This window comes from Pseudomonas sp. GW822-FHT04C11 (assembly GCF_058800905.1).
Genome location: NZ_JBXAMS010000021.1, coordinates 60,288 through 72,456, shown reverse-complemented (window position 1 = coordinate 72,456; position 12,169 = coordinate 60,288). Strand labels below are relative to the sequence as shown.

General features: G+C 57.4%; 14 protein-coding genes. 3 read left to right on the top strand and 11 right to left on the bottom strand.

What is annotated here, in order from left to right:
- Positions 1 to 19 precede the first annotated feature (19 nt).
- The 8 genes from AC1RJ3_RS26525 to AC1RJ3_RS26490 form a co-directional block, all read right to left on the bottom strand.
- Complete coding sequence (locus AC1RJ3_RS26525) at positions 20 to 1,465, bottom strand: SulP family inorganic anion transporter (RefSeq protein ID WP_493081382.1); 1,446 nt, start codon at positions 1,463 to 1,465, stop codon at positions 20 to 22.
- A gap of 166 nt (positions 1,466 to 1,631) precedes the next feature.
- Entirely contained in the window at positions 1,632 to 2,288 is a 657-nt protein-coding gene (locus AC1RJ3_RS26520) for a VOC family protein (RefSeq protein ID WP_347929830.1), read from the bottom strand.
- Between the two features lie 76 nt (positions 2,289 to 2,364).
- A complete protein-coding gene (locus AC1RJ3_RS26515; RefSeq protein WP_123580624.1) occupies positions 2,365 to 2,547 on the bottom strand; it encodes a DUF1289 domain-containing protein in 183 nt (60 codons plus the stop codon).
- A gap of 3 nt (positions 2,548 to 2,550) precedes the next feature.
- Positions 2,551 to 2,922, bottom strand: coding sequence for a hypothetical protein (locus tag AC1RJ3_RS26510; RefSeq protein ID WP_493081379.1), 372 nt, complete (start codon positions 2,920 to 2,922; stop codon positions 2,551 to 2,553).
- An 83-nt stretch (positions 2,923 to 3,005) separates the two neighbouring features.
- On the bottom strand, positions 3,006 to 4,391 hold the full coding sequence (locus AC1RJ3_RS26505; RefSeq protein WP_493081377.1) for an ATP-binding protein: 1,386 nt from the start codon (positions 4,389 to 4,391) through the stop codon (positions 3,006 to 3,008).
- Complete coding sequence (locus AC1RJ3_RS26500) at positions 4,367 to 5,032, bottom strand: response regulator transcription factor (RefSeq protein ID WP_054597042.1); 666 nt, start codon at positions 5,030 to 5,032, stop codon at positions 4,367 to 4,369. Before AC1RJ3_RS26500 ends, AC1RJ3_RS26505 begins: the two co-directional genes overlap by 25 nt.
- A gap of 120 nt (positions 5,033 to 5,152) precedes the next feature.
- Positions 5,153 to 5,590 carry a hypothetical protein gene (locus AC1RJ3_RS26495; RefSeq protein WP_493081375.1) on the bottom strand — a complete coding sequence of 146 codons (438 nt, stop codon included), beginning with the start codon at positions 5,588 to 5,590 and terminating at the stop codon, positions 5,153 to 5,155.
- 29 nt (positions 5,591 to 5,619) lie between these two features.
- Positions 5,620 to 6,387, bottom strand: coding sequence for a COG4705 family protein (locus tag AC1RJ3_RS26490; RefSeq protein ID WP_493081373.1), 768 nt, complete (start codon positions 6,385 to 6,387; stop codon positions 5,620 to 5,622).
- A gap of 344 nt (positions 6,388 to 6,731) precedes the next feature.
- Here AC1RJ3_RS26490 and AC1RJ3_RS26485 point away from each other — a divergent pair, with 344 nt between their 5' ends.
- Positions 6,732 to 7,604 (top strand): undecaprenyl-diphosphate phosphatase, encoded by an 873-nt coding sequence (locus AC1RJ3_RS26485; protein ID WP_103314373.1) that lies wholly within the window; start codon positions 6,732 to 6,734, stop codon positions 7,602 to 7,604.
- 150 nt (positions 7,605 to 7,754) lie between these two features.
- Here the strand turns inward: AC1RJ3_RS26485 and AC1RJ3_RS26480 are convergent, their stop codons facing one another.
- The 3 genes from AC1RJ3_RS26480 to AC1RJ3_RS26470 form a co-directional block, all read right to left on the bottom strand.
- Entirely contained in the window at positions 7,755 to 8,318 is a 564-nt protein-coding gene (locus tag AC1RJ3_RS26480; RefSeq protein WP_103314372.1) for a hypothetical protein, read from the bottom strand.
- 328 nt (positions 8,319 to 8,646) lie between these two features.
- Positions 8,647 to 9,936: an MFS transporter gene (locus AC1RJ3_RS26475; RefSeq protein WP_493081371.1), complete on the bottom strand. Its 1,290-nt coding sequence runs from the start codon at positions 9,934 to 9,936 to the stop codon at positions 8,647 to 8,649.
- Between the two features lie 504 nt (positions 9,937 to 10,440).
- Positions 10,441 to 10,794, bottom strand: coding sequence for a BON domain-containing protein (locus tag AC1RJ3_RS26470; protein ID WP_103314370.1), 354 nt, complete (start codon positions 10,792 to 10,794; stop codon positions 10,441 to 10,443).
- A gap of 265 nt (positions 10,795 to 11,059) precedes the next feature.
- Between AC1RJ3_RS26470 and AC1RJ3_RS26465 the strand changes: the two genes are divergently transcribed.
- Together AC1RJ3_RS26465 and AC1RJ3_RS26460 are read left to right on the top strand one after the other, a co-directional pair.
- Entirely contained in the window at positions 11,060 to 11,446 is a 387-nt protein-coding gene (locus AC1RJ3_RS26465; RefSeq protein WP_493081369.1) for a hypothetical protein, read from the top strand.
- 96 nt (positions 11,447 to 11,542) lie between these two features.
- Positions 11,543 to 12,037, top strand: a complete 495-nt coding sequence (locus AC1RJ3_RS26460) for a Spy/CpxP family protein refolding chaperone (RefSeq protein ID WP_054597036.1) — start codon at positions 11,543 to 11,545, stop codon at positions 12,035 to 12,037.
- Positions 12,038 to 12,169 lie beyond the last annotated feature (132 nt).

The following is a 12,169-nucleotide window of genomic DNA, read 5'->3' as shown; positions in this document are numbered from 1 at the left end:
TGCGCCCATGGCGCCGACCTCAGTCGTGAGCCACACCAGCGCGCTTGAGCATTTTCTTGCAGCGTTCGGACAAGTGATACACGCGCAACTGTTTGCCGGTCTTGATGTAGCGCTCACGCAGCGTTTTCAGCGCGGTGATGGCCGAGTAGTCGACAAAGCTCAGGTGGCGGCAGTCAAGAGTCACCTCGGGCGGGTCGTTGGCGGGATCGAACTGGTTGAGGAACGGTGCAGTCGAGGCGAAGAACAGCGTGCCATGCAGGCGGTAGAGCTTGCTGCCGTCGGCTTCCAGGTAACTGTCGGCGTATAGCTCGCGGGCCTGCTGCCAGGCGAAGTTCAGCGCGGCAACGACAATCCCGCAGAGCACAGCGATGGCCAGATCGGTGAACACCGTGATGATCGTTACCGCAATGATCACCAATACGTCGTTCAACGGCACCTTGTTGAGCACCCGCAGCGAGGCCCAGGCGAAGGTCTGCTGCGCCACGACGAACATCACCCCGACCAGTGCGGCCAGCGGGATGCGCTCGATCAGCGGTGAAAGGAACAGGATGAACAGCAAGATCATCACTCCGGCGACCACACCAGAAAGGCGACCACGGCCGCTGGAACTGAGGTTGATCACGGTTTGACCGATCATGGCGCATCCGCCCATCCCACCGAACAGACCGGAGACCATATTGGCCGCGCCCAAGGCCACGCATTCGCGATCCGGGTAGCCACGGCTCTCGGTGATCTCGTCAGTAAGGTTGAGCGTCAGGAGCGTTTCCAGCAGGCCGACCAGAGCCATCAATACCGCATAAGGGGCAACGATGCGCAGGGTTTCCAGGTTCCAGGGCACCTGAGGCAGGGCCAGGCCAGGCAGGCCGCCGGCAATGTGCGCCATGTCGCCAAGGGTGCGAGTCGGCAGGCCGAGCAGATAGACCGCCAGACCGACGCCGAGGATCGCCACCAACGCCGGTGGCACGGCTCGGGTCAGGCGCGGTAATACGTAGACGATGGCCATCGTCAGCGCCACCAGCCCGATCATCAGATACAGCGCTGTGCCGCTCAGCCAGGTCCCGCCACTTTTGAAATGCTCCAGTTGCGCCAGGGCAATGACAATCGCCAGGCCATTGACGAAACCGAGCATCACCGGGTACGGCACCATGCGCACCAGCTTGCCCAGCCGTAGCAGACCGAACGCCATCATCAACAGTCCACCCATCAACACCGTGGCGAGCAAATACTGCACGCCGTGCTGCACCACCAGCGCGACGATCACCACGGCCATTGATCCGGCGGCCCCGGAAATCATCCCCGGCCGGCCCCCGAACAATGCAGTCAGGGTGCAGATGATGAAGGCTCCGTACAAACCCATCAGCGGATTCAGGTGCGCGACCAGGGCGAAGGCGATGCATTCGGGCAGCAGAGCAAAAGAGGTGGTGAGTCCGGCCAGGGCATCAGCGCGCAGACGTTTGGATTTCATGGCTTACCTAAAAAACAGGCCGACGGAACAAGCCGCAGGGCGTGGTGGGAAAAGACGGCTGCGGATATTACGGAATTGAAGGCGCCCCGGCCAGCAACCGGTAATCCCCCTGCGTGATCGTCTGTTTTTAGCTTGTTTTGCTTTCGAGCGTCCGTTTCAGGCCGAACTACCAGTTCATGATCATCGGCATCCCCGGACGAAAATCGTGCGTCTGGCCGCCCGCCCCATGATCAATCTCCACTATGACCAGATGCTCTTGACCATGAACAATTGCAAACCCTTCCAGTTGGTTGGCACATTGCGCAGCGCTAGAAAAAGCCTGGTTGTCGGGAGTGATCACTCGCACCGATGTAATGTCGCGAAAACCATTGGGATGCTCGAACGGCTGCGCTCGCTCAATCGGAGCCTCATCGGGTCTCTTGGCAAACGAAAGAAAAAACCACATCGGTTCGGATACAGGCGCATGTCCCACGTCGACGCTCAGGGCGGCGGGTAAGTAAACGGGTCGATACTCCCAGACTGGAAATAGCGGCTTCTCCCCTACCGTGGAAGGTCTGAAGCAAACACCAAAGGGCGCGGCGACTCCCTCTGTGCACGTGAGGCGGTCAAAGAGTCGGGTTGGCGCCGTTAACTGACTTCGAGCTTCTGACTCATCCGTGAGATATAGAAGTTCGATGAAAGCGTTTCGGAAGAAGAACCGTCTATTGGCAGTGCCTTGACCTGGGTGGACGTTTGGCGTCCCTTCGACAAGCCCGAGGATTTTCAGAGCTTCAGCCCCTCGACCGTCTTGATTCACACAAATAAAAACATGATCCATTTCCATCGTTAACTCCCTTTAACGTTGTGATTTGACTGTCTGGTTACTCAGCAACGGCTCAACAGCTTTACTCGCCAGCGGCTCACCCGTTATTTTTTTTCAGGCTTTGCAGGCGCAAGTTCGCGCGTTGCACAGCGGCCATTTTTTCGGGGCGCTTCATGCGCTTCCATTTCCTGATGTCCTCCTTGATGCGCCCACAACTCACACACAGCTCGCCGCGCAGCTGACAAACGGAAATACACGGGTTTTCGATATCCTTGGCCATGGTTCAATCCCGAGTCGAGCGCTGGCGCGCCAAACGTTGCTGCCAGTTTCCGGCATGAGCGCGCTGACATTCTTCTTCGGTGTCAAATTGCACGTGAGCCGAAACCGGACTGACGAGAATGTCCGCTTCACTCAACGCCACGGCCGTCAGTTCGACCATTCGTTCAGCTTGCCCGACGGCCAGGGCCTGGCGCTTGTTGGCCAGCGTGTCGAAGACCCAGGTCACCTGTAGGCTTGCGGGGAACGCCGTGTAATCCACCTCGTGGGTCAACCAGGCAAACCCTGCTATTTCCGCCTTGGCCGTCTCACACGCCTCGGTCAGGGTAACCACCAGGCGACGCTCGATTCGCGCCTGATCGCGTTTGCTTAAAAGCATGGGTTGATCCTTGAATGAATATCCATGGCCGGCCGAGGAATGCACCGGCCGGCTATATGTACTTTTTGCAAATGATACCGCGCCTACAATTGGGCGGCAGGGGGAACGCTGCGGGAAATCAATGACGGCAACCACACCGAGACACACAACCCGCGTCTTGCCACCTCATCGCCAAACCCCAGGCGAATCTGTGCCCCGTTGCGATCGGCTACCGCCTTGACGATCGACAGCCCCAGCCCGGACCCGACCTCATGGTTCCCGAGGCTGCGATAAAACGGATCGAACACACGTTCCCGTTCCTCGGCCGCAATCCCGGGGCCGGTGTCTTTGACCTGCAACAGTGCTCCACCCTCCTCCATGCCCACCGAAAGATCTACCCGTCCGCCCGCAGGCGTATAGCGAATGGCGTTATCAACCAGGTTCTTGACCATGGCCAGCAGGTCGAGCTCGTTGATCAGCACCTGCACATCCTGTTCATCCTCGACACCGATGTCGATATGCTTGGCCTCGGCCAGCGGCAGCAGATCCTCCAACACACGCCGATAGACGCCATGCACGGAAACCGGCGTTGCGGGCAGCGTCGAGTTCGATTGTGCGGTGGCCAGCGCCAACAGTTGATCAATCAGATTCTTGCCGCGCTCTATCCCCCGCCGCAACGCAAACAGACGCTCCCGGGCCAACGTCGACATGTCGGCGACGGCCAGGCGCTCGGCTTGCAGCGACAGCGCCGTCAACGGCGATCGGAGTTCGTGGGCGGCGTCGGCGACGAAGCGCCGCTGGGTCTCCATCGACTGAGCCACACGGTTGAGCAATCGATTGATGGCCAGCACGAAGGGACGGATCTCGGCAGGCAAATGGTTCTCGTCGATGGGGTGCAGTTCCTGCTCGCCGCGCTGGTCGATTTCAGACGCCAGTGCCGCGATAGGCCGAAACAGCTTGCGCACCAGATCGGCAACCACCAGCAAGAGCACGGGAAACAGGATGAGAAACGGCAGCAGGCCGCGCCAGGCACTCTCGCGGGCGTCCTTGTCGCGCGTGCCGGTTTCCTGTGCAACGGCGATGCGTGCGCCACTGGTCAGGGTCTTGACCAGCACGCGAAACGGCTCGCCACCGACCACCAGCGTCGACAGGCCGTCGGCCAGCGTTGTCGGCAGTGGCAGCGGTGCGCCAGTCTCCACATTGCCCGACACCTGGTTGCCATCGTTCAGGTACTGAACGGTGACCCGGGACTCTTCATCGTCGCCCTCGATGCCCTTGCCTTGCGTCGGATAGGTCAGCGTCATCTGCTGGCGCTCGAACAGCACGGCCACCTGATGCAAGGTGTTGTCCTGCATTTCCAGGGCTTCATCGAATGCCGAGACGAAGGCGAAAATACCAGCCACGATAGCGACGATCAGAATGGCCAGCGACAGGGAAACGGACAGCCTGACCTGAACCGACTCGCTCAGTCGCCTTTTGAAACCATCCATCCCATACCCCTGACATTCTTGATGACGTGGCTGCCCAGTTTGCGACGCAGCGCATGGATCAGAAACTCGACCGCATTGCTTTCCACTTCATTGCCCCAGCCATAGATACGGTCTTCGAGCTCGCTGCGCGAGAGAATTGCCCCCGGCCTGATCAACAGCGCCTGCAGCAGCGAAAACTCGCGACTGGAGAGCTGGACCTCGGGGTTTTCTTCGGTGCTGGCGTGTTTCGAGATCGGGTCCAGCGACACCACGCCGTTGCTGAACACCGGCAGCGCGCTGCCGCCCTTGCGGCGCAGAACGGCACGCATGCGGGCCAGCAGCTCGGCCATATCAAAGGGTTTGAGCAGGTAATCGTCGGCGCCGCCATCGAGGCCGCGCAAGCGATCGTCGAGGCTGTCGCGGGCTGTGATGATCAGCAGGGGAACGCCGTTGTTGCGCGCCCGAATGCTGCTCAATACCGCAAGGCCGTCCTTGCCGGGCAGGCCGAGGTCAAGCAGCACCAGATCATAATGTTGAGTGTCCAGCGCCGTCAGGGCGGTGAGGCCATTGTTGACCCAGTCGGCGGCATAACTGGCATCTTTCAGTGCGCCCTGGATCGCCTCCCCGATCATCGGGTCGTCTTCGACCAGTAATATCCGCATGTCCCTCTCCGGTGATAAGTGAGGCTCGACACTCACGCGGGTCTACCTGCGCGAATGTCGAGCCTGCATTGAATCACCTGTTCAAGCGTGCATGAAGCGATTTATGGGTATTGAAAGCGCTCAGCTTTTTCCTTGCAGCGAATTGAAGGTTTTCAGCAAGTCATCCATTGCTGCCTTGCAGTCGCTCTGTTTCGGGCTGCTGGCGCGCAAGGCTTCAAGTGCGGTGTCGATGGACTTGTCCAGGACATGCCAGTCGCTGGCAGCACGCGGCTTGATGCCGGCTTCCGCGGAGTCCCAGGACAACTCCAGGTCCTTGATTCGTGTTTTCGCGCCTGGCAGGTCGTTTTTATTCACCAGATCGGCAACGTTGGCCGCAATGCCCTGGAATGCCGACAGGTCGCCGAGCTTCGAGGCCGAGCTTTGCTGAACGCTGGCTGCGCCCGAAGTAGCGCTCGTTTTAGGGGCGTCAGCGGGTTTCGAACACCCGGCGGCCAGGCCGAATACGACAATGGCGGATAGGACGGCGGCTTTACGAATGGCGGTTTGAACGTAGACCATGATGATTCCTTGATAGGCTTTTGAACCGGTTATTCAGTGACGAGTTTGCGATTGCCGACGCTCATCTGTGCGACGGCGACCAAGATCAGGATGACGCTGAGGAAAATCGCGCTGGTCCACATGGCGCCCATGCCGAGGCCGCCATAGGTCTTGGCTTGCGTCAGCAGATCTCCCAGGGAGGCGCCGAAAGGGCGGGTCAGGATGTAGGCGATCCAGAAGGTCAGGACTGTATTGCCACCCAGGCGCCAGGCGGCGAACGTCACGCCGATCAGCGCGCCGAAAATCACCGCGCCCAGTGTGAAGCCAAGCCCCAGCGCTTCGGTGGCTAGGTCGCCGGCGGCGGTGCCCAGCGCAAAGGTGCAGAGCACCGTCGCCCAATAGAACAGTTCCCGACGTGGCGTGACGATTTCAGTGATCGAAAGACTGCGTTCCAGCCCGTACCAGATCATGAAATTGATCGCCAGCAACACCGAAAATACCGCCGTGCTGGCATACAGACTGATGCCCATTTTGTCAGTGAGTACATCGGTAATCTGCGTTCCGACGACGCTCACCAGCACCACCGTCAACCAATAAATCCAAGGGGTGTAGGCGCGTGTACGAAGTTGGCCGAACAGCGCGATCGCCAACAGCACGGCCATGCCGATACTGGTCACACCCTGCCCCAACCCGGCATCGACGGCGAGAAAGTCAGCGCCGGTTTCACCCACGGTGGTGGACATGATCTTGATGACCCAGAACGACAGCGTCACCTCGGGGACTTTATTGAGCCAGTCAGCTTTCGTAAGCGGCTTCATGTGGATGCTTCTCCTTGACAGCGCTGCAAATCGCGCAAGGGAGAGACTACGCAGGCAAACTTAGCTGGGACTGAGGAACTTCAATTGTCGGTCATGAAGCGAACATAAAATCCCGGCCAGGCCCGTACACAGGGGCTTCGCGGGCGCTCTTGACTAAAAAAATCATCTCAACAGCCTGTAGCAAACAGTTACAAATAAGGCCATTATTCCGCTCGCAGTCACCATGAACGACCCTCTGACAGAGCGGTTCAGTCCAGGATCATTTGCCCACTGCCAAGACTTTCCGAACGTCGTGCCGTGTTTTCGGGGCTAGTGGGAAAGCCTTACTTTTTAAGGAACGTATTTTGACAAACGTCTGTACCAGCGGCCTTGATATCGGCTTTGCTTCTCTGGATTACCTGCAAATTGGCATCCTGGGGATCATTCAAGGCATCACCGAGCTATTACCCATTTCATCCACTGCGCACATGCGAATCGTGCCCGCCCTGCTCGGCTGGCCCGATCCCGGCTCGGCGTTTTCCGCCGCGATGCAATTGGCCGCACTGGCTGCGGTCGTCAGCTATTTCTGGCGTGATGTACGGGAAGTCGTCGCTGGCAGCATAGGCGCCGTGCGACAGCGTGATTACAACAATCAGTCGTTCAAGCTGGCCGTTGCGATTGTGCTGGCGACCATCCCGATCGGCATTGCGGGCCTGGCCTTGTCCTCGCTGCTCAATACCTGCAACTCACCGTTAAGAGGCCTGATGGTGATTGGTATCTCGTGCCTGGTGATGGCCGTTCTGCTGGCTGCGGCCGAACTCAGCTGCCGCCATCAACGCGTCGTGGGACAGATGCGCCTGCGGGATGCATTGATTGTCGGCATCGCGCAGATTGGCGCGCTGATCCCCGGTGTTTCACGCTCTGGTTCAACACTCACCGCCGCACTCTTCCTTAACTTCAAACGCGAAGAAGCTGCGCGTTTCTCATTCCTGCTTGGATTGCCCGCTATTGCGCTGGCCGGCTTGAAAGAGCTGTGGGTGCTGTATCACGCACATATCCCGGCCGAAGCGTGGTCGCACCTGATTTTCGGGTTGGTGATCGCCAGCGTGTCGGCATTTTGCGCCATCTGGGGCCTGATGAAATTCCTCGAAAGGTTTTCCACCTGGCCTTTCGTTATTTACCGGGCGGTACTGGGTATTTTCCTGATTGTCGCGGTCAGTACCGGGCTGTTGAGCTAAACAACATTCAAACGCTGATAGAGCCCGGCCCAGTGCCGGGCTTTTTATTGGTTCTTCACGGAATCCCGGGAAGAACCAAAAAAAAGCCCTAGCGTTTGAGGCTAGGGCTTTCTTGCCCGGCGTCGGGCTGTTTACTCCTGGTCGACTACATCACGCCGGCTGGAAAAAACCGGTTCCACTGCCGGAGAACTGCCCACTGATGTTCGCGGCATACTGCGCTGGATGGACCAGTGCGGCCAGCAGGCGCTGCCCTTCAAAAAGGTACAGGGTGAGGGAACCGGCACTAATCAACAATTGCAGCGACAACGGGACGCCGATGAGGTTCTCGGCATCAGGCACGGTGCCCTGCAGGTAGATAGTGGGAATGTTGATACTGGTACCCGTACCTGTCGCCTCGCCGACGAACCGCACTCGGGTTCCTTGCTGAGGAGCATTTGGTCCGATATCGGCGGGTGACGCACTAATCTGGATGGTTTCGGTCTGAGGATAGCAACCGCAACCGCAACCTTCGAACGAGAAGTAGCCGCAAATGTTCTGCTGGCATCCGCATCCACACAACGATTGCGGGTGCACCTTCTGATGGAGGACCTCTTCTAGCGCCGGCTTCGCACTGACAACCTCTTGCTGGCGCTTGATTTGTGCGTCAAAGGCAGCCTGCGATTGCTTTTTGAGCGCATCGACCTGCTCAGGTTTGATATCTTGAAAAGACGTCATAATCTAAATCCTTTTATTTTTTTTCGAAAAGACCTGGAGACAGCCTCACTCGAACAGCGCACCTTCCAGGAGCACGCCACAAACCCTTCGGCCCGCGGTCATCTCTTTAAACACAATCCGTAAGCGCTTGCAACTACTTTGATGGCAACACACATGCCTTGGCAAGCATGTCAGGCTCTATGTCGGTGCAAGGCTCGCGGCCCGGTGTGTTCTTGAAGATGAGGAACGGCTTTCCCGGTAATCCGTGAAGAACCTTTTTATTGCCCTAAATAATCCTATATAAACAAAGTGCTTATGATAAAAATTTAGGCTCATCCTGGCTCCGCCCCTACTGGGCATGTTCAAGCCTCTTGAAACAAAGCAACCCGATCATGCTGACAAAAGCGAAAACAAGCCAACCCATGCTGATCGGCGTCCATCGCGCGCCCATACTGCCCAGATAGTTTCCCAATGCTCCGCCTATCGCCCAAGAGACTGCTGACGCGCCGAAATAGCTTCCAGCGTTGCTCTCGGTCGTCAGTTCAGCGAGTGCGATGTTCGACGCAGGCAAGATGAGGCTTTCGCCGAACGTGAAAACTAAAGCGATGACAACGAGGATCACCAGAGACTGTTGCGAGTTCCATTCTCCTGGGAAAATGAGCGCTGCCAGTACGAAACAGGCGAGCAGCGCGAGATGACCGATTGACATCAGGGATTGCCACCTTGCCTGTTGAAACCATCGCATCCCCAGAAGCGCAGTTAAGACACCGAACAAAGCGTTCGCGATGTAGAACGGTCGCACACCGTTATACCCTGACGCTCCCTGAGCGAAAGTCAGTGGGATGAACACATAAATTTGCGTGTACACAGTCCAGAACGGGATAAGTGCGATGCAGAGTCTTCGAAATTTCCTGTCATGGAAAACCTCAAAAAGCGCAGAGACAACACGCTTCGGTCTTTCATTCACGCGCGTCCGTACAGCCGCGAACGGTGCCACCAAAGCCAACGCAGCGAAGATATAACCGCTTACCTCAAATGGGAAAGCGCCGCCATGGGCAGGCAGTAAGAACAGCACTGTTGGCCCGACCAGCGCCCCCAAGTTAAGTACAAGATTATTCAAGACGAATACACGCGAACGAATATCTGTTTTGAGGGTACCGAACACGGAGTACGCGGTCGTTTCATAGAGGGCTGCGCCGAATCCACTCAAGAATGCACATCCGGCCAACGCGGGGAAATCGAGAACATGGCCCAAACCGATGAATCCCATAGCACGGCACACCAGCCCCAACGAAACCAGTACTCTGCTATTAAATCGGTCGGTAGCAGATCCTAGAACAAGCGGCAACAGCCGACTCGACAGCAGGCTCACGGTGAGCACACTCGCGACGTCGCCGGCGCTCAAGCGTCGCTCGACGCTCAGAAAGGCAGCCAGCAGCGGAAAAGACCCGAACACCGAGAGATTAACGAGAAACTGCAGAAAGAGCAGGACCGTTGTTGCTAAGCCGACGCCGCCCGTCAATCGATCAAAAAGCGGCGAAGCCCGGCGAACCTTCATTGACTGCCTGGCGTCATTCGCAGACTGAACGCTTCGCAAATCGAGTTTATTTCCCAATGCGCGGTGATCAAAATCGTCCATCCTTCTCTCCCTGATGTTTTTATGGACCGGAAGGACGAAGAGCACAAAAAAGGCCCCGTCCGTTTCCGGCGGGGCCTTTCGGTTAAATTGTGGCAAGTGTTTAGAGCGCACAACCTCCCCGCGGCCCGCCGATGGCGGTCGTGGTGGTGGTTGTCGTGGTGGTGACGAAAAGTGCGCTCATTGAATTCAACGTAACGTCCGCCATATTGTTCGTCAACGGCATGATGATAATAGGCGTAAAAACTGACGCTATAAATAATAGCGAAACCAACTGCCCCACTCCCGCAAGGGAGTGGAGCAGCCGACTACCAGAGAACGCGGTAAGAATGGGACAGTTTCGACTGCTTCGGTACTCTGGAAATAAACCACTGTTTGGAACCACACGCTCAGCAGGAGCTGCCGACCCAGCGCTGGGCATTTTATTGTCCGGAATTAGTTGACCGCTACATCTACCTTGCGCCGCGCTTCCCAGCCGGGAGCGCGGCGTTCACGCGGTTGCCAGCATTACTTGTCGTCGATCTTTTTTTCCGACGATTGAGACCGATACTCGGTGCTCTCTTCAGCGTTGGGCGCTTCCGGGAGATGCCCGGGAGTGAACACATGCGTCAGCAAGTCTTTGGCATCGATTTCGTTGACGCCATTCACCGAACGGGCGAGCTCTACCACCCGCTCGCATTCTTTATGGGTGTTGACGCGACCGCTCAACGCTACCGTACCTGCGTGGGTTTTGACATTGACATGCATGCTGAGAGTCGGCTCTGCAAATGTCAGGGCCGATTTCACCCGGGTAGTAATCCATGCGTCGTGAACGGCCATTCCCAGATTATGAGAGTAATGCTGGAAGGAGTGAGTTTTCATAGTTGGACCCTCTCTCGTGTCATCGACAGATTAATTATAGTGCGGTCGTTGCGGTCCGAGCGCTGTCCCCCAGCCCATCTGCTTTAATCACTCTGTACCGGGCGCAAGGGTGCGCTACCGAACAGACCCGCGCCGGTAGCTAAGTCAACCTGACACAAGGCAGATCGCCGCCATATCAAGACGGTTGTGATCTTCCTGCTCATCCAGTGGACGGTGGGGTTCAGTGATTCCCTCATTGAAGGAGGCACGATTCATGACTCAGCATTTGCAAATACCTTTATACCGACGGCTGGCAGTAATGCTTGTCGCTGTTACGGTGGCAGCGGCCGCGCTACCGGCACAAGCGCAACACGACTATCAGCGGGACGGCTACGGCCGGCAGGTTTACCATCGCGACTATCGTGGCGGCCATGACAACCGTCGTGACTATCGCGGCGGCGGTGGTGACTATCGCGGTGGTGGCAGCGGCGATTTGGGGGCGATACTGGTTGGTGCAATATTGGGAGCAGTCGTCGCGGGTGCGGTACAGGCGCCGCCCGCCGTGATTTACCGGCAACCTCCTCCGCCCCCTCCACCGGGGGTCCGGTACTACCCAAGGCCGTACTATCCCGATTCGTACAACTCCTATGGATATCCTCCACCCGGCTATTAAGCTGCCTGGTCGTATGGAACCCGAGCGACCGCCGCTCACACTGATATATCCCATACAACGGTCGTCAGTTCGACAACTCAATCCGGATATAAAGACATGAATAACTTCGTACTCAAAGCAGCTATGCCGGCAGCGTTGATGCTGGCATTGCTCAGCACTTCTGTCTCGGCACAGACGACGGCAACGAACAGTCCTGCTGCAACGTCACAGACAGCTGCCAGTCATACCAAAAAGCACATGGACGTTGTGGAGAAGAGGATCAAGGAACTGCACGCCAAGCTGAAAATCACCGACAAGCAGTCAACTCAATGGGAGGCCTACGCGCAAACCATCCGCGACAATGCGCACAACGCCGATACCGCCTTTCTGGAGCGAGCGGAAAAGCTGCCATCGTTGAATGCCGATGACGCAATGGCCTCCTATGCCAAATTAGCCCAGTTGCACGCGGACAATATGCAAAAGCTTGCAACGACGTTTAGCGCTCTGTATGGCACGTTTTCCGACGATCAGAAAAAAAATGCCGACAAGCTGTTCCGCAATGAACAGGAAAAACGCGAGGACCGGCTCGAGGCCGCGAAAAAATCCAAGTGATATGCCACGACCTTCAACCAGGCGAACCGGCCGCAGCAGGCTCGGTTCGCACTGGAACGCAGCGACCCGCAGAGGCTGATGCCAAGGGCTGAAGTATTGCTCAACTGCTAGGCTGTTCCAGGAAGTCCGCGC